Here is a 16,548-nt window from a genome sequence, read left to right on the forward strand (position 1 = left end):
CGGAGCAGCTGCGCACCGCCGTGCCGTGGCAGCCGGGTGCGGGTGTCGCCGTCACGCGTCACGGCCGGTCAGTACAGGGCCTTGTAACCCTGCCACCCCGTGGCGATCCCGGTGCGGGAACCGAAGGAGCCGTCGCCCTTGCCGTTGTTGCGCCAGAGCCTGCCGGAGGTGTCGCGGCAGACGAGGTCCGCCTTCCCGTCCCCCGTGATGTCGCCGGCGCCCACCACGACGTTGTAGGAGGCACCCCAGTCGTCGGCCACCTTGACCCGCGCCTTGAAGCCGCCGGTCGCCGTGCCCGTGTACCGCCACAGCTCGTTCGAAGTGTCCTGCGCCAGCAGGTCACCGCGTCCGTCACCGTCGAGGTCGCCGACGCCGACGATCTTCTTGTACCCGGACCACTTGGAGAAGATCTTCACCCGTGCCGAGAGCTTCCCGCTGCTCGTGGCCTTGTACAGGTAGACGTCGCCGGTGGACGCCTGGCGGGCGATCAGGTCCGCCCGCCCGTCACCGGTGACGTCCCCCGGCGAGGTCAGCACGTTGTACCGGTCCCAGCCCGTCGTCCCCAGGGCGGTGTACGGCGTGGAGGTCGTCAGGGCTTTGCCGCACCCCGGGCGGTACGCCCGCAGCGCACCACCGCTGACCCGCACGAGCACATCGTTGCAGCGGTCACCGTTCAGGTCCCCGAACGGCACCACCGTGGTCGAGGCAGGCCATCCGGACGCCGACGTCTTCGTCGAGAACTTCCCGGTGCCGTCGCCCCGATGGAAGGTGAGTCCACCCTGGGAGTTGAGTGTGAGCAGGTCACCGACGCCGTCGGAGCCGACATGGTCGCGCCTCACCGCGGCACCACCGGTCAGCTTCAGCGTGCCGGACGCGGTCGCCGACGCACCGCGCTGGTCGGCCGGGGCCACTGTCAGCGTCCAGCCGTACGTGCCGTTCGGCGCATACGCGCCCGTCGACGTCCTGCCGTTCCAGGACGCACGGACCGCGTCCTGCGCGGCGCTCCCGGACAGTGTCCGCACGGTGGCCCCGGTCGCCTTGTTCCTGAGCACCAAGGTCCACGACGCGGCCGGCTTCGAGAGCCACCAGGTGCCGTCCCACGAGGACGACGAGTCCACCACGCTGACCGAGGCTTCCGTCCTCGCTCCCAGGACCGCGAGGTCCGTCGTGGGGACGCCGCTGCGGAGGACGTGGATGTCCAGGGTGGCCGGGTTCACGTAGCCGACCAGGCCGGTGTACGGATCGACGTCCCACTTCCCGGCCTTGGCCGCCAGCGTCCGGTTCACCGCGGAGCCGCTCGTGACGTCCGTGAGAGTCAGCTCCCCGGATGCGGGGCCGCCCGTGATCAGGAAGCCGTCGCCCAGGCGCGTCTTCCGGTCGGCGGGCACGGCGATGAGCGCCTTCCTGCGGGTGTCGTAGACGTAGGCCTTGTGCTCGCTGCCTTGCGCAGAAGTGCACGAGCCGGACCAGTACACCCAGCGCCCCACCGCCTGGAGGCCGTCGGCCCGGCAGTCGCCGCCGACCACCCGGAACGACGTGATCGTGCTTCCCGAACGGACCTCGGTCCCCGTGACGGTGCCGTCCGGCGCCGCTGCCCACAGTGCCGGTCCCCACAGGGCGAAGGGGCCCACGCCGGCCGTACCCGTACGGGTGAGCACGACCTTCCGGGTGTCCAGGTCCGCGACTGTCAGGCCTTCACCCGTGGAGGTGGGCCCGTGCCAGGCCGCGTACCGGCCCGCCACGTCCACGAGGCCGTCGGTGTCCTGCAGACCGGAGGCCACCAGGGTGCCGGGAAGGGGCTGTCCCCGGTCCAGGACGGACACCTCCCCGGCCGTGTTCGCCAGGACGGCCCGGCCGTCACCCGTTCCCATGAGCTCGGGACAGCTTCCGTAGTCCCCGCTTGCGGTCCCGCACCGCGAGGTCCTTCCCCGGTCCGTGCGGGTGCCCGCCGTCAGAGCCTCCCCTGTGATCAGCGAGCGGCTGTACAGGTGCGTCGCCCCGTCACCGGACTCGTAGGTCATCAGCTCACCACCACTGAGGTCGAGCGACTCGATCCCGAGGGGCACGGGCGGAAGGTCCACGATCCGGTGGGTCCGGGGCAGACCGTCGGGGCCCGCCTCGATCTTGGCGATCCCGTAGTCCCGAGCCGACGCTCCCCCGGTGAGGACCAGGCCGCCGTCGGGGGACACGACGACGGTGGGATCGGCCTGCTGGAACAGGGGCAGTTCCGCGGAGCCGTCGAAGGGCAGCGCCGACACGCTCCAGACGGAGGAGGCGTCGCGCCGCGCGACGACGAGCGCGTCACCGACGACGCCGAGGATCTTGTTCGACGAGGTGCGGGGGAACGCGACCTCGTGCGTGGGCTCGTCGAAGGCGCCCTGGGCGTACACCCGCACCTCGGACGAGCTGTACCAGCTGATCAGATGGTCGGATCCCACCACCGTGTCCACGCCCGCCACCAGCGGTGACAGGCTCGTGGCGGCACCGGTCTCCGCGTCCACCCAGGCGTACTGGAGGTGCCGGTCGGGGTCGAAGTAGTTGACGAGAATCCCGGAGGCGGAACCCCTGGGGGAGAAGGGGAAGACCGCCCCGGCCGGGAGTCCGGTGACAGGCTTCTGCACCGTGCTGCCGTTCTCGTCGCGCAGCAGGAACAGCCGAGTGCGTTCCCCGTCTGTCGACGTGCTGGTCAGGACCGTACGTCCGTACGTCTGCAGGTAGTTCTGGCCCGCCGGGATGGCCACGGTCTCCGTCGTACCGGTGCGCATGTCCCGCAGCAGGACCTGCCCACCACTGCCCTGGGAGGAACGCAGGGCGACGACGTCCGAGGCGGTGCCGTACACACCCGCGGTGCGCGGCTCGAGTCGCTCACCGCCTTCGACCGGCTTTCGGCTGCCGTCGTAACCGGTCCACCAGAGGCCGTGAGCTTCGGCGGTGGAGCGGTACTCGAGAAAGCCGGAGGCCCCGGCGCTCTGCAAAGACGCCGTGCGCGGAGTGGTGCGCATGGTGGCCGGAACGACGATCTCGGTCGCGGTTGCGGGCTCTGCGTGCGCGGGTGCCACCAGCGGCACGGCGGACACGGAGAGCGCCAGCCCCATGAGCATGACAAGAGAGCCACGCGTGAAGGCATGACGAGCCACTTGCTTCCCCTCCCTGACGGAGGGCCCCATCCCCCCGAATCCCCCGAACAAGTGGGCGGATCGTAGCACCGGCCGACGCGGAATGATCACGCCGAACCGGGTGGTCGGCGGCCCGTGTACGGATGTGGCTCTGGACTGGACGTCGACGCATGATCACGTCATGACGTCTCCTGCTGCTTTCCGAAACCCGGCCAACTGGTCCGGCGGCTTCTATGAGCTGGCCATCGAGGTCGGGGCGACCGATGATGCACGCGTGCAGGATGTGCTGACTGCCCTGTGGGCTGCGGCAGGCATCCAGGGGTGCTTCGGGCGGAGCGACCTCGAGCCTGAGGAGCAGGACCCGGTGCCGTGCACAGTCAGCTCTCTGACCGAGTACGGCCACCTCTATGGTCAGGTCCGTCTTCCGACGAACCAGCTGGCCGTGTGTGGTTGTGTGGCCATCCGTGGCGGCGATGACAGCAGCGACTGGCTGGACTTCTACATCCCGGTGGGTGCGCTGGACGCCGCCGGCATTGCCTACTGGGACGGCCGGCCCTTCTTCCGATCCGACGTGATGGACGGCTGGCTGGCTGCCATCGGCAGGGAGACGTTCAGCAGAGCTGCCTTCAGCCTGGGGGTTGTCGGGTTCGAGGTCTCCGGCTGCGCGGACGCCGAAGCGCTGGCAGGGCAGATGCCGCAGGAGCGGGGCGTTGGCTACTTGCTGCCCTTGGGCGGCGCCCTCCACTACGGCGCTGCCAACACCTGAGCGCTCGAGCGGCCTCTCCCAGACCTGAGTCGGCGGAAGCAGACGAGGGTGCACGCGAGGCTGGTGAAGGCGAGGAAGCGCTACACGGGCGTCCACCTGCGTTCGTGGACGGCTGACCCGTGAGGCGAACTCGGTGAGCGGTCCCGGACGAACGACCGTGAACGGGGCTGAACGAGCCGGGGACTGAGACGGTCGCGCAGTGGAGGCGCTTCACTCCTCCCCAGGTGGGATGAGGCGATCCGCGCTCTCGGCGTCGTCCACGTGACCGTGGGCGTCGACGGTGATCGGGGTAGCTCGCCCCTTGGCTGTGACGAGCCATGCCAGCACCTGTTCGGTCAGGGGACCGTTGTCGGGGCCTTGGTCCTCCCAGTGCGCGCGCCAGCCTCCTCCGGGGATGGCGGCGACCACCTGGTCGGCTTGCTCAAGGTGGGAGAAGTCCGGGTAGTCCGTGACCGGCCGGCGGGCACCGCGCTTGGGATCAACCACGAGGGCCACGCCGGTCGTCTCGTCCCAGTCGTCCACGTGCACGGTCCGGCCGATCATCGTCTCGGTGCCAGTGAATATGGCGAGCCATCCTGTGCCGTTGAAGTAGCGCATGCGGTCATCGTCCATGACCTGGGGCGAGGCGACTGCAGGGACTGATCGGACGACCTCCTGGTCCTAGCTGTGCCCCGAGGGCCCCCGTACACCTGGCACGGTTGCGGCAGGTCTTTTCCCGGACCATCGACTGAGGGTTCACCAGGGTCACCGGGCACACCCGTTCCACGTTCCGGCGCCACCATCCGGAATGCTCGGGTCACAGGAGAAAGCAAAACGACCCAGGTCTCTGACCTGGGCCTTCTTCGTGGAGCGGGTGACGAGAATCGAACTCGCGCTCTCAGCTTGGGAAGCTTGGGTCCTCCGCACTCGATCGGCACGCTGACCTGCTGCCCAGCGGCGTCACGACATGGCGACGTGCTCGGTGAGTGACCGCTGTTCCCCGTGGCTCCCCGCGCTATCTGGCACGGGTCTGGCACGGTGCTCACCGCAGTCCTGGCGGCTTGGGGACGCCCTTGTCCATTAGCGCGTTTGTGAACTCAACGGCGAACCGGTGTGTCTCAGGTGACACGTCGGTGGGCTCACTGGCGTACCAGCGGAAGGTGTCCGGGTTTCGCTCAGCCTCGTGTAACCAGCGGGCCAAGCGGTGAAGCTCTCCTTCGCTGAGCCTGGTGGCGGCCTGATGAACCCACGTCTCATCTGGCCCGGTGTAGGTCCTCAGAGCCATAACGGCCAACTCCACCACGTCCGGAGCGAAGACGGACCGACACAGATCGCGAGTATCAGGAGAGACCGGCATACGCCGAGGATGCGGTGTCCAGGGTGGCAGGGCAATGGAGAGCCGTCGCCGACTTCTCACCCCTGACGCCCGCCGGACTGTACACGCGACCTCTTCGTCCCGAAGCAACTTGGGCGGGGGCGCTGCCTTAGGCTGATGTGCCTCTCACCTGCGCTGATGATCCGTGGACGTTCGCGCTCGTCCGCCAATGTTCGCCGGCGTTGTCACGCAGTTAGACACTCACCGCTCGACGGTCGATCGCTGGCGAGTCGGTTGTCAGTGCTTGCGCCTATGGTCTCAAGCGCGCGGTCGGCTTCCGGGGGTTCCAGCTCTGTAAGGAATGGTTGCATCCCCGGCCTGTCTGGGGGCGGCCCGGAGAGTCGTCCGGGACCTAACCGACGGTCGGGCTTCGTCGATGGCCAGCGGATGACCTGCCAGAGCCGACCGTGCACCCCCTCTGCGCGAGCAGATGCCCGCTTTCCAACTGTGTTGGTGCCTCGCGGGGCCGCGTCCAGGGCCGTTCACCTGCGTGCACGGTCGACTGGTCGCCGGAGCGGTTGCGGGCGTCGGTGCCGTCCGAACGTCCGCGAACGACGCTAATGAGACGGAAACTGAGACGGCCGACGGGGCTAGGCTCGCTAGCATCTTCGCTGCTGGAGGGGGAGTCATGACACTGGTCCGCAAGCGATCACGGCGGATCGTTGTCGACGGCACGGCCTACCGCTGGCGGCTGCGAGACAGACCGACGTACCTCCAGGGCCTGGCCTGGTCGCCGTGCACGTTCGCGGTCGAGCATGCGGACGCCCCGGGCATGACGCTCGTGGTCACCACCGACCATCCCCATCCGAGTAACTGGATCGGCCGCGAGGCTGAGCCCGTGTTGCCGTCCCACGTTGCCGCGACTGTGCGAGTTGCCCTGCGTCAGGGATGGATTCCGACGGCTCCGGGTTCTGCGTTGCACCTCGACCAGTCCGCCGGCTTCACAGCCTCGCTTTGACGCGGAGAGCACCGCTTTAGGAGTTCGATCACCGACTCAGCCCACGTCGGGCAACGTGCCGTGGGGCTGCATCAGCATCGATTGATCGGACCGACCTAGTCCGCTTGGCTTCTTCGCAAGGGATGCAAACCATTGGCGATCTCAGAGATTTCCTGCAGGAGGTCGAGCAATATGTTGAGCCGGTATTGCTTGAGCTATCGAAGATTGAGGGCGATCACCCGGCGCCTTCCGTTGAAGACCTAGTAACTCAAGTCATCCTCGTTTGCAAGAAGTTGTCTGTTGAAGTGTGGAATGACTACTATCTGCAAGCCGATGAATTCAAGGAAGCGCAATCGCTCATCCCATAGGTGTATCCACAAAGGTCGGCGGAGCCGCTTTGGGGCGAGTGATCATGGCCCCGTAAGCTTGCGGCGCGTCGGGCAGTCTGCGGACCTGCCCGGTAAAGCACGACGTTGGGGCCATGATCTTCGAGGCTCGCGCCAAAGTGGCTGCCTAAAGCCGTGGAGCCGACCGCCCCGGCCGCGACGTACCTCTTCTCTGGCCTCAGGCGGCTGACTGCTGCGCGCGGTGAGCGGAGCGAGCCGCCTTGAAACCCGTGAAGAAGGTTGTTACTCAGTGGTGGCTGTGATGCGCCACAAGGGAGCGTCGTACTGCTGTGGACGGCTGTTGATGAGCAGCTGGCGTAGGTCCTCGCGCAAGGAACCGTTGAGGTTCAGGGCTTCTGTGATGCGTCGGAAGGTCATGTGGGTGACTCCGCGGTTGTGGGCCTCGGCTTCGAACTGGTCGAGCTGGGACAGTACGGCCTTCGGGTCGAGCTGTGCCGGTGGCTGGTCCTTGAGCCATGCAGTCTTGTTGCGCTCGTAGTCGATTTCCGAGTAGCCGCAGATTTCGCGGCTGTGTGCCTCGACCTCGTCCAGGGTGGCGGTGGTCAGGATGGCGCGGGCCAACTGGTTGCGGGTGAGCGCCTCGTCCAGGTCGACTTCATGGACCGTCGGGCCTTCGTCGGTGAGGGGGACCGGGAGGGCGGCGTCTCGCATTTCGCAGGTGCCGTGTACGCCTCGGGCTGTCGCCGCGAGCATCCCGGTTGCCTCGGACGGGTGCCACTCCAGGACTGAGCTGATCGACTCGACGTCCTTCGCTGTGAGGGTGTGGAGGAGCGGGCCGAGCAGGTCGCGCAGTTCGTCGAGAGGGAGCTCGCCATCGAGGCCGGGACCCGCCACCAGGGGGCCCCGGGTTGCATTCACCTGACAACACGAGGCGAGGGTGAGGGCGTCGGCAAGCGGGCTCTTCAGCGTTGGCTCATCGCCGCGGGCGAGGATGTCGCCGCCCACGTCCAGCAGGTCGATCGACTCTGGTGAGAAGTGGTCCACCAGTTCTTCGAGTTGGCGGGTGACGCCTTCGACCCCGTAGCGCGGGTCGATCAGCGCGAACGTGTGCAGGACTTCTGCTGCGAGTCGGGGGAGAGTCGAACCTGCCGGAGCGATGGGGCGGGCTTCGGCCGGCACTGCCCAGACTGCTGGGGTGAGGGGCTGGAGGCCGGTGAAGTTGTCTGGTCCTCGGGGGCCCGGTACCGGGTCGATCAGGAGGCGGTCCCACGCGTACGTGAGGCGCGAGCACCTGGAGGCGAGGAAGAAGATCCGGTTCGACCATGTCACGGAACGGGTCTCAGCTCGGCTCCCTGAGACAGATGAAGCAGGGCTCTTGGGCCTGCCGGACGTGTGCCCGTGCTGAGCGTCCTGGTCATCGCGTGCGACGCGTCAGGGCAGGCATTTCGGGTTTCTGACGTGCTGCTTCCTGCTGACCGGCAGAAACTGGAAGACACCTACCGCCTCAGCTAACGGGAGAACGGGCCTCAGCTGCGAGGTTGGCGGCTGGCAAGCCGGTAGATCACGTATGTCAGGGCCAGGATGAAGTCCGCGGCTACCCAGAGCCCGATCACCAGGCCGACGCCGATCGTGGTGCCGACGTCGTTCGCGGCGTTGCACAGGTCCAGATCGTCTCCCGTTAGGCCGCGGCATTCTTCGGGCGTGCCGCTGGCGTTCGTGGCGCCCCATATGACCCAGGCGAGGAACAAGAGCTGCACTGCGAGGAAGACCCACAGGAAGACACGGTGCCGCTTCCTAGGTGGGGGTGCCGTACTGCCCTGATATGGGGGCTGACTTGGGGGTGATCCTTGAGGAGGTCCCGGCCAGGTGCCCGGCGGTGGTGCTGCTCGCTGTGGAGTACGAGGGCTCCATGACTGTGGTTCTGGAGCGCGGTTCTTCTTACTCATTTCGCGCCCTCCCTTGCTGCTGAACTCCATGGTGCGCTCGGGGCTCCAGGGCCGCTCGCTGACCACATCCGCGTCCGCGTGGTCGAGCCCGAGAGGACGAACGGCAGACGCGCCCCCGGGGAGACCAAGTCCGACGCGGGCGTCCGCACGGTCGTCCTCCCGGCCTTCCTGCACAAGGGAGTGAAACGGCACCTGTCTTGGTACGCGGAGAAGGGACCCGAAGGCCTGTTATTCGTGGGGGGGAAGGGCGCACCCTTCCGGCGCACCTCCTTCGGTCGGAAGTGGCGCCGTGCTCGCGCGGTCGCCGGCCTCGCGGACGGCTTCCGCTTCTACGATCTCCGCCATACCGGGCACACCCGGTCGACCCGCTCCGGCGCCACCCTCAAGGACACCATGGGGCGTGCCGGGCAGTCCTCCGAGAAGGCCGCGCTGATCTTTCAGCATTCCGACGAGGAGCAGCAGCGGGAGGTGGCGGCCGGGCTCGATGACCTGGTGCGCGCCGAGCGTGCGAAGTGCCGCAAGGATGACCCCGCGCACCACAGCGAAGAGGCTGCAGAGGGCTGATGGTGCGGTTGTGGTGCGCGACCGGCTCACCGGGATAGACAACAAAGAACCCCCGGGTCGATGACCTGGGGGTTCGGAGTGGAGCGGGTGACGAGAATCGAACTCGCGCTCTCAGCTTGGGAAGCTGATGTTCTACCATTAAACTACACCCGCGTAAGACGCCGACGGGTCGGTGTCCGAGCGATCGCCACTTTACCTCATGTCAGGCCCCCGGTGTTGATGCCGTGGGGCCTGAGGCCGTTTCAGGCATGGGATGCGGCTGCGGGGGAACCGAGTTGGAGCGTACGGTGGTGCGGTCGAAGAGGCCCCCGACGGCACCGGAGTGCCGCCTGGAGGGCCGTCCCTTTGATCCCGTACTGTGGCTTTTGTCGTCAGGTGAGCAGCAGCCCGACGCGGCTCTTGGGGAAGGGACTCTTGGACTTGATGGAGCGCACCGTCGTCCGTTGTGCCGATGGGCACGTGTTCAGCACCGCTTCGTTCCCGATGCAAAAGGCCGAGCGACTCGGCCCCGGCCGGCTGCTCCGGTGCCCGCGTTGTGCGCGGCTTCGGAGCGTCGTGCCGGTGACCCTGCAGAAGCAGTAACCCGGCGGAGCGCAGGCGTAGCGGACAAAGCAGGCATACGCCAGCATACAGCAGTACACAGGCGCGTGGAGTCGTCCGGTTGCGGGCGCTCCGCGCGCCTTGCGTATCCTCGGGGCGTGCTTCTCTCAGACAAGGACATCCGGGCCGAGATCGACGCCGGGCGGGTGCGTATCGATCCGTATGACGACGCGATGGTGCAGCCGTCGAGCATCGATGTGCGGCTGGACCGCTACTTCCGGGTGTTCGAGAACCACCGCCACCCCCACATCGACCCGGCCATCGAGCAGGCCGATCTGACCCGGCTCGTGGAGCCGGAGGGGGACGAGCCGTTCATCCTGCACCCCGGCGAGTTCGTCCTCGCCAGCACCTACGAGGTCATCACCCTGCCCGACGACCTGGCCTCCCGGCTGGAGGGCAAGAGCTCGCTCGGCCGGCTGGGCCTCGTGACGCACTCCACCGCCGGCTTCATCGACCCGGGCTTCAGCGGGCACGTCACCCTCGAGCTGTCCAACCTCGCCACCCTGCCCATCAAGCTCTGGCCGGGCATGAAGATCGGGCAGCTGTGCATGTTCCGGCTGACCTCGCCCGCCGACTTCCCGTACGGCAGCGAGCGGTACGGGTCGCGGTACCAGGGGCAGCGGGGGCCGACCGCCTCCCGGTCGTTCCAGAACTTCCACCGGACCCAGGTGTGAGCCGACCGGTGATGAGCGACGCTGGCAAGAGGACGGGCGAGGGGATACCGGCATGAGTGACGTACGCGAGAACCTGACCTACGAGAAGTTCGGCGTCGCCGTGCGCGAGCTGGCGCAGACCATCGCCGACGACGGCTACGAACCCGACGTCGTGCTCAGCATCGCCCGCGGCGGCGTCTTCGTGGCCGGCGGGCTCGCCTACGCCCTGGACTGCAAGAACATCCACCTGGTCAACGTGGAGTTCTACACGGGCGTCGGCACCACCCTGGAGATGCCGGTCATGCTGGCGCCCGTGCCGAACGTGATCGACTTCTCGCAGAAGAAGGTGCTGATCACCGACGACGTTGCCGACACCGGCAAGACGCTCAAGCTGGTGCGCGACTTTTGCCTCGACACCGTCGCCGAGGTGCGCAGCGCCGTGGTCTACGAGAAGTCGCAGTCGCTGGTGAAGTGCGAGTACGTCTGGAAGCGCACCGACGAGTGGATCAACTTCCCGTGGTCCGTCGAGCCGCCCGTCGTGCGGCGGGACGGGCAGGTGCTCGACGCCTGAGCCGAGCGCGGGGCGGTACGAGACGCGGGAAGGGGCTCCCCTCGGGAGCCCCTTCCCGTGTGTGCGGGTGTCTCAGACCGTGCCCAGCTTGACGATCGACAGCAGGGCGATCAGCTGGATCGCCGACGCGCCGAGCGCCTTCGGCCAGGGCAGGTCGTGGGAGCGGCCGACCATGAGCGTGAGCAGCAGGCCGCCCGCGACCCAGGTGGCCCAGCCCAGCAGCTGCACGAACGTCGCGTCGCCGCCGGCGAACATCGCGAAGACCAGGCGCGGCGCGTCCGTGAGGGACATGATCAGCATGGACAGGCCGACCGTGGGCTGCCAGGCCCCGTCGCCGCCGAGCTGGCGGGCCAGGGTGTGGGTGACCACGCCCAGGACGAAGGCGCTGAGCACCATCGCGACGGCCGTCGTCAGCACGATGGGGATGGCGTTCGACAGGGTCGCGTTGATCGCGTCCTCGCGGGCGCCGTCGAAGCCGAAGACCGCGAGCAGGCCGTAGAGGAACGTCACGATGAGGGCCGGGCCCCACATGGCGTAGTCCCGCATCTGCAGGAAGGTCTGGTTCGGGGCGAGGAGGATCCCCTTCAGCAGGGCCTTCCAGTGCAGGCGCGGGCCGACCGGGCCGGGCGGCGGGGCCGCGGAGCCGGCGCGGTAGGTGTCGCCCTGGGTGTAGGGGTCCTCTCCGACGGAGAAGGCCTGGGTGTGGCCCGGGTTGTTGGCCGCGTACGGGTCCTGCGGGCCCTGGGGGCCGGGCGGGTACGCGCCGTCGCCGAAGTACTCCGGCTCGCCGCCGCCCTGCCCGCCGTAACCGCCGCCGTGCCCGCCGTGACCGCCGCCGTGTCCGCCGTGGCCGGCGTTCGGCTGCGGCCAGCCCGGGCCGCCGCCGCTGCCGCCGCCGTACGGAGGCTGCTGCGGGTACGGCTGCGGCGCCTGCGGGTAGCCGTAGGACGGCCCCTGCGGCGTCTGCTGCCCGTACGGAGGGTTGTGCGGTCGCGTCTGAGGAGCGCCGTTGTTACGGCCGCGTCCGATCCTGAATCCAGCCACGTCTTCGAACGTACCTGGTCCCGCGCGGTGGCGTGCCGGGCCCGGGGTTCCGGGCCCGGCTTTGCGGCCGAGCTGTGACATCCCTTAAGGGGCAGGGGCCTTGGGCGTCGGTGGGGCGTCGGGGTTCCGCCGTACGGGGGTCGCCCGGCGCCCGCCGGTGTGGGCTAGAGCATGTCCTGGCCGAGCCTCAGGTAGCCGGTCGTGGACATCCCGAAGGAGCCGGGGCCGAAGCTGACCGCGTTCTTCGTGGTGATGCCCGACGCGGATCCGCGCAGGCTGTAGATCGCGCCGGAGGGGTGATTCTCGCCGTCGGAGCCGATCGACAGGTCGGCCTTGCCGTCGCCGGTGAGGTCGGACAGGCGGACGGCGGAGCCGAAGCGGTCGGCGGACTCGGCGGTGCCGGGGACGCCCTCGGTGTTCTGCGTGAACGACCGGGCGCCGGTGCCGGTCAGGCCGGTGGCCGAGCCGCGCAGCACCGTGACGCTGCCGGCGATCTTCGCCGAGCCGACGGTCTCGTGGATCGTGCCGACGGCCAGGTCGCCGTAGCCGTCGCCGTTCACGTCGGCGATGGAGAGGTCGTTGCCGAACCAGTCGTCCTCCTCGTCGGCGCCCGGGACCCCGGCGGTGGCCTGGTTGATCGTGGTCTGCGGGCGGCTGTGGACGCCGTCGGCGCTGCCGGGCCAGACGCTGACCGAGCCGCCGAGGCTGCGGCCGTCACCGCCGTAGGACGCGGTGACCACGTCGGCGAAGCCGTCCTTGTCCAGGTCGCCGACCGCGGCGACCTCCCAGCCGCCGCTGACCAGGAACGTCTGCTCGGTGAGGCCGGAGGCGCCGCCCAGGTAGACGAAGCTGCCGTCCTCGTACGTGGACGCCCTGCTGCCGGTGGCGACCAGGTCGTCCGTGCCGTCGCCGTCGACGTCCCCGGCGGCGAGGTGCTGGGCGCCGCGGATGCTGTTGCCGGGCTGGAGGCCGGTGGCGAGCTCGTCGCGGGCCGTGGAGCCCGAGGTCTTGGTGAAGGCGCGGTGGATCCAGACGTCGCTGCCGGTGCTGCCGGTCGCGAGGTCGGGGCGGTGGTCGCCGTCGAAGTCGCCGACGGCCAGGGACATGCCGTACTCGTCGTGGGCCGCCACGGCCGGGTCGGGGACGGTTCTGCCGCCGGACAGGCCGTTCTTGCCGCCCCAGACGACGGTGACGGAGCCGCCGTCCGTGTCCGAGCCGACGTCCTCGCCGGTGCTGCCGATGACGAGGTCGGCGTAGCCGTCGGCGTTCAGGTCACCGGAGGCGAGGGCCTTGCCGAAGCGGTCGCCCTGCTCGGCGGTGCCGGGGATGCCGGTGGTGTTCTGGGTGAGGACGGTGCGCCGGGCGGCGCTGATGCCGTTCGCCGACCCGTAGGTGACGACCACGGCACCGGCGTCGGTCCTGCCGCCGACGGGGGCGTAGGGGGCGGCGGTGGCCAGGTCGCGGAAGCCGTCGCCGTTGAAGTCGTCGGCGTACTTGGCGGGTGCGGCGGAGGCCGGTCCGGCGAGGAGCGCCGGGGTGAGCCCGGCCGCCAGCAGGGTGGCGGCCAGGGCGGCTGCTGTGTGCCTGCGCATGCGTGACCTTCCTGGTTGGGGGTGTGTGCGGGTGGGGGCCCCGACCCGGGCCCTAGCCCGCGAGGACGTCTCCGAAGGCGGCGCCCGTGACCGGGCCGGCCACCGTCGCGGCACCGAAGGACGTGGATCCGGTGGCCGTGACGCCGGACGAGGTGGACTTCAGCAGCCACACCGCGCCGTTGCCGTCGTTCTCGAAGGGCGCGCTGGACACCAGCTCCGCGCGGCCGTCGCCGCTCGCGTCGGTGAGCCGCACGGCGGAGCCGAAGGAGTCGTAGGCCTCGGCGGTGCCGGGGACGCCCGCGGTGTCCTGGGTGAAGGACCTGGCGCCGCTGCCGGTCAGGCCGGACGCCGAGCCCCGCAGGACCGTGACCGCGCCCGCCTGCCGCCGCGAGCCGATGGCCTCGTACGGGGCACCGACCGCGATGTCGGCGTAGCCGTCGCCGTTGCTGTCGCCGGCCGACAGGCTCCAGCCGAAGCGGTCGTTCTTCTCGGCGGCGCCGGGCACACCGGTGGTGTCCTGGGTGATGCGCACGGGGGTGCGGGTGCTCAGCCCGCCGGCCGCGCCGTAGGTCACGGTGATCGCGCCGCCGGGTCCGCCGTTCGGCTCGGTCGCCGACTTCTCCATGAAGTTGCCGGTGACGATGTCGCCGAAGCCGTCCTTGTTCACGTCGGCGATGACGGCGTCGTAGCCGCCGGCGACCTTGCTGCCCGGCGTCAGCCCGGTGGCGGTGCCCTTGTAGAGCACACTGCGGGTGCGGTAGTCGTCGCCGGACGCCTCCTGGCCCATGACGAGCAGGTCCGAGCGGCCGTCGCCGGTGACGTCTCCCGCGACGATCCGGTCGGTGTTGACGCCGGACTGGGCCTGGGTGTCGATGCCGGTGTGTCCGGCGGCCCTGCCGGCGCGGGTGAACGGCCCCTTGAAGAGGTTCAGTTCGGGGGAGGCCATGTTGGCCGCGGCCAGGTCCGTGTCGCCGTCGCCGTCGAAGTCGCCGGTGGCCACGGACCAGCCCAGTTCGTTGCGGTACTCGGGGAGCGGACCGGTCAGGTCCGTCGCCGTCGTGAGACCGCCCGCACCGCCCCAGACGACGGTGATGACGCCCGAGTCGTCCGTGGAGCCGATGCGCTCGGCGTGCACGCCGACGATCAGGTCGGTGTAGCCGTCGCCGTCCAGGTCGCCGGTGGTCATCCGGTCGCCGAAGTAGTCCTGCGCCTCGGGCACGCCCGGGACGCCGTCGGTGGCCTGGCTGATGATCTGCCGCTTGGAGATGTCCAGGCCGGCGGAGGTGCCGTACACGACGGCGACGTACCCGGCCGCCGTCCTGCCGCCGACCTTGCCGAGCGGCGCGGCGATCGCCAGGTCGCGGTGGCCGTCGCCGTTGAAGTCGCCGGACAGGCCGGAGGGGGCGGTGGGCGCGGCGGTCGCCGTCGCCGGGAGGGCCGTGAGGAGGCCCGTGGTGAGGGTCGTGGCCAGGAGGAGGGTGCGGGTGCGCATCGGTTCGTTCGGTCCCCGTCGTCGGCTGTCTTGTCGTGGGCTGTCTCGTCGGTGGCGCTGGTCGCGCTCGTCGCGCGGGTCGCCGGTGGGTCGGTGGGTCGGTGGTGTCGGCGTGGGCCGGTGGTCAGGAGTTGAGGGCCGTGCCGTAACCCGGGGTGCCGGCCGTGGAGACGCCGGTCGCGGCCGGGCCGAAGCTCGTCGAGCCGGGCGTCGCCGGGCCGGTGGCGGTGCCGCGCAGGAACCACACCGCGCCGTCGCCGGAGTTCTCGCCCGGCGCCGCGACCGACAGGTCGGCGCGGCGGTCGCCCGTGACGTCGGTGAGCGTGATCCGCTCGCCGAACCGGTCGCCCGGCTCCGAACCGCCGGGCACACCCGCGGTGTTCTGGGTGTACGACGTGGAGCCCCTGGTGGTGAGGCCGGACGGCGAGCCGTACAGCACGGTGACGGCGCCCGAGGAATCGTTCTCGCCCGCGGTGCCGACCACGAGGTCGGCGTGACCGTCGCCGTCGACGTCGCCGAGGGCCACGTCGCTGCCGAACCGGTCGCCCTTCTCCGCGGCCCCGGGCACGCCGGGGGTGTCCTGCGTCAGGACGAGCGGCGCCCGGTCCGCGGCGAGGCCCTCGGGGCCGCCGTAGACGACGGTGACCTTGCCGCCGAGGGCGCCGCCCGGGTCGGCGGAGGCCTCGCGGTCGTTCCCCACGACGATGTCGGCGTGACCGTCCCGGTCGATGTCGCCCACGGCGGAGACCTGCCCGCCGGGCAGCTTCTGGAGCCAGTCGTTGTAGTTGCCGATCTTCAGGTCGGCGAGGCCGGTGGCCGCGGCGCCGTCGTGCGCGGTGCGGCCGTGCAGCACCACGCGGGGGTGGCCGTCGCCGGCGACGTCCCCGGAGGAGAGGTGGCTGACGCCCGCGGAGGAGGACCACCAGGAGTTGCGGCCGCCCGAGGCGCCCGCGGGCGGACTCGTCCTGGTGATGGGCCCGTTGACCAGGGTCAGGGTGACCGGGCCGGTGGATCCGGCGGCGACGTCGAGGTCGCCGTCGCCGTCGAGGTCGCCCGCCGTCAGGGTCCGGCCGTAGCGGTCGTAGTCGGTGTCGAACGGGCTGTACAGCGAACGGCCGCCGCTCAGACCGGACTTGGAGCCCCAGACGATGGCGACCGTGCCGTTGTTGGTGTCGTAGGAGTCCTCGCCGGGGACGCCGACCAGCAGGTCGGCGTAGCCGTCGGAGTCGAGGTCCGCGGAGGCCAGGGCCGAGCCGAAGGCGTCGTCGGCCTCGGCGGTGCCGGGGATGCCGGCGGTGTTCTGGGTGAGCAGGGTGCGCGTCGCGGTCCTCGGCCCGGAGGTGGCGCCGTAGAGGACGCTCACCGCGCCCGCCCGGGCCTTCCCGGCGACGGTGGCGCCGGGTGCGCCGATCGCGAGGTCGGCGCGGCCGTCGCCGTTGAAGTCCCAGGGGGCGGCGGCGACCGGGGCGGCGTGCGCGGTGGCGGTGAGGGCGAGCGGGGTGAGGGCGGCCGCGAGCGCCGCGGCGGCGATACGGGTGCGCATGGGGGTGGGTGCCTCGCTGGGGA

Annotated in this window: 13 protein-coding genes, 1 tRNA gene and 1 pseudogene; 6 read left to right on the forward strand and 9 right to left on the reverse strand. The window is 70.0% G+C overall.

Going from position 1 to position 16,548, the window contains the following annotated elements:
- Positions 1 to 68 precede the first annotated feature (68 nt).
- Complete coding sequence (locus ACZ6ZN_RS21940) at positions 69 to 3,095, reverse strand: FG-GAP repeat domain-containing protein (protein ID WP_469648604.1); 3,027 nt, start codon at positions 3,093 to 3,095, stop codon at positions 69 to 71.
- Positions 3,096 to 3,297: 202 nt separating this feature from the next.
- Between ACZ6ZN_RS21940 and ACZ6ZN_RS21945 the strand changes: the two genes are divergently transcribed.
- Positions 3,298 to 3,882: a hypothetical protein gene (locus ACZ6ZN_RS21945; RefSeq protein WP_469648607.1), complete on the forward strand. Its 585-nt coding sequence runs from the start codon at positions 3,298 to 3,300 to the stop codon at positions 3,880 to 3,882.
- Positions 3,883 to 4,092: 210 nt separating this feature from the next.
- On the opposite strand, the gene ACZ6ZN_RS21950 is transcribed toward ACZ6ZN_RS21945, so the two are convergent.
- The gene (locus tag ACZ6ZN_RS21950) at positions 4,093 to 4,479 is read right to left on the reverse strand and encodes a hypothetical protein (protein WP_469648609.1); all 387 of its coding nucleotides are present in this window, start codon (positions 4,477 to 4,479) and stop codon (positions 4,093 to 4,095) included.
- Between the two features lie 1,385 nt (positions 4,480 to 5,864).
- Here ACZ6ZN_RS21950 and ACZ6ZN_RS21955 point away from each other — a divergent pair.
- Together ACZ6ZN_RS21955 and ACZ6ZN_RS21960 are read left to right on the forward strand one after the other, a co-directional pair.
- Positions 5,865 to 6,194, forward strand: coding sequence for a hypothetical protein (locus ACZ6ZN_RS21955; RefSeq protein WP_469648611.1), 330 nt, complete (start codon positions 5,865 to 5,867; stop codon positions 6,192 to 6,194).
- Positions 6,195 to 6,298: 104 nt separating this feature from the next.
- Entirely contained in the window at positions 6,299 to 6,541 is a 243-nt protein-coding gene (locus tag ACZ6ZN_RS21960; protein ID WP_469648613.1) for a hypothetical protein, read from the forward strand.
- A gap of 261 nt (positions 6,542 to 6,802) precedes the next feature.
- Here the strand turns inward: ACZ6ZN_RS21960 and ACZ6ZN_RS21965 are convergent, their stop codons facing one another.
- A complete protein-coding gene (locus tag ACZ6ZN_RS21965; protein ID WP_469648616.1) occupies positions 6,803 to 7,849 on the reverse strand; it encodes a DUF1152 domain-containing protein in 1,047 nt (348 codons plus the stop codon).
- A gap of 197 nt (positions 7,850 to 8,046) precedes the next feature.
- Complete coding sequence (locus tag ACZ6ZN_RS21970; protein WP_451875842.1) at positions 8,047 to 8,268, reverse strand: hypothetical protein; 222 nt, start codon at positions 8,266 to 8,268, stop codon at positions 8,047 to 8,049.
- Between the two features lie 264 nt (positions 8,269 to 8,532).
- On the opposite strand from ACZ6ZN_RS21970, the pseudogene ACZ6ZN_RS21975 reads away from it, so the two are divergent.
- Positions 8,533 to 9,030 (forward strand): annotated as a pseudogene (locus ACZ6ZN_RS21975) (tyrosine-type recombinase/integrase); the annotation flags it as partial.
- A 79-nt stretch (positions 9,031 to 9,109) separates the two neighbouring features.
- On the opposite strand, the gene ACZ6ZN_RS21980 reads toward ACZ6ZN_RS21975, so the two are convergent.
- A tRNA-Gly gene (locus ACZ6ZN_RS21980) sits at positions 9,110 to 9,183 on the reverse strand.
- Between the two features lie 545 nt (positions 9,184 to 9,728).
- Here ACZ6ZN_RS21980 and dcd point away from each other — a divergent pair.
- Both dcd and ACZ6ZN_RS21990 read left to right on the forward strand, forming a co-directional pair.
- Positions 9,729 to 10,304: a dCTP deaminase gene (gene dcd, locus ACZ6ZN_RS21985; protein WP_469648619.1), complete on the forward strand. Its 576-nt coding sequence runs from the start codon at positions 9,729 to 9,731 to the stop codon at positions 10,302 to 10,304.
- Between the two features lie 52 nt (positions 10,305 to 10,356).
- On the forward strand, positions 10,357 to 10,854 hold the full coding sequence (locus ACZ6ZN_RS21990) for a phosphoribosyltransferase (protein WP_398109029.1): 498 nt from the start codon (positions 10,357 to 10,359) through the stop codon (positions 10,852 to 10,854).
- 72 nt (positions 10,855 to 10,926) lie between these two features.
- Here ACZ6ZN_RS21990 and ACZ6ZN_RS21995 read toward each other — a convergent pair whose 3' ends face one another.
- The 4 genes from ACZ6ZN_RS21995 to ACZ6ZN_RS22010 form a co-directional block, all read right to left on the reverse strand.
- Positions 10,927 to 11,979, reverse strand: a complete 1,053-nt coding sequence (locus tag ACZ6ZN_RS21995) for a Yip1 family protein (protein ID WP_469648623.1) — start codon at positions 11,977 to 11,979, stop codon at positions 10,927 to 10,929.
- An 83-nt stretch (positions 11,980 to 12,062) separates the two neighbouring features.
- The gene (locus ACZ6ZN_RS22000) at positions 12,063 to 13,490 is read right to left on the reverse strand and encodes an FG-GAP repeat domain-containing protein (protein WP_469648625.1); all 1,428 of its coding nucleotides are present in this window, start codon (positions 13,488 to 13,490) and stop codon (positions 12,063 to 12,065) included.
- Between the two features lie 52 nt (positions 13,491 to 13,542).
- Positions 13,543 to 14,982, reverse strand: a complete 1,440-nt coding sequence (locus ACZ6ZN_RS22005) for an FG-GAP-like repeat-containing protein (protein ID WP_469648627.1) — start codon at positions 14,980 to 14,982, stop codon at positions 13,543 to 13,545.
- 124 nt (positions 14,983 to 15,106) lie between these two features.
- On the reverse strand, positions 15,107 to 16,525 hold the full coding sequence (locus ACZ6ZN_RS22010; protein WP_469648630.1) for an FG-GAP-like repeat-containing protein: 1,419 nt from the start codon (positions 16,523 to 16,525) through the stop codon (positions 15,107 to 15,109).
- Between the last annotated feature and the right edge of the window lie 23 nt (positions 16,526 to 16,548).

The sequence above is a fragment of the Streptomyces sp. NPDC053665 genome (genome assembly GCF_055585285.1).

Excerpts from the sequence above, each read along its gene's own strand:
- ACZ6ZN_RS21955 (WP_469648611.1), top strand. The coding sequence starts at position 5,865 with ATGACACTGGTCCGCAAGCGATCACGGCGGATCGTTGTCGACGGCACG.
- ACZ6ZN_RS22010 (WP_469648630.1), bottom strand. The coding sequence starts at position 16,525 with ATGCGCACCCGTATCGCCGCCGCGGCGCTCGCGGCCGCCCTCACCCCG.
- ACZ6ZN_RS21995 (WP_469648623.1), bottom strand. The coding sequence starts at position 11,979 with ATGTCACAGCTCGGCCGCAAAGCCGGGCCCGGAACCCCGGGCCCGGCA.
- ACZ6ZN_RS21950 (WP_469648609.1), bottom strand. The coding sequence starts at position 4,479 with ATGCGCTACTTCAACGGCACAGGATGGCTCGCCATATTCACTGGCACC.
- ACZ6ZN_RS22005 (WP_469648627.1), bottom strand. The coding sequence starts at position 14,982 with ATGCGCACCCGCACCCTCCTCCTGGCCACGACCCTCACCACGGGCCTC.
- ACZ6ZN_RS21940 (WP_469648604.1), bottom strand. The coding sequence starts at position 3,095 with ATGGGGCTGGCGCTCTCCGTGTCCGCCGTGCCGCTGGTGGCACCCGCG.
- ACZ6ZN_RS21945 (WP_469648607.1), top strand. The coding sequence starts at position 3,298 with ATGACGTCTCCTGCTGCTTTCCGAAACCCGGCCAACTGGTCCGGCGGC.
- ACZ6ZN_RS22000 (WP_469648625.1), bottom strand. The coding sequence starts at position 13,490 with ATGCGCAGGCACACAGCAGCCGCCCTGGCCGCCACCCTGCTGGCGGCC.
- ACZ6ZN_RS21990 (WP_398109029.1), top strand. The coding sequence starts at position 10,357 with ATGAGTGACGTACGCGAGAACCTGACCTACGAGAAGTTCGGCGTCGCC.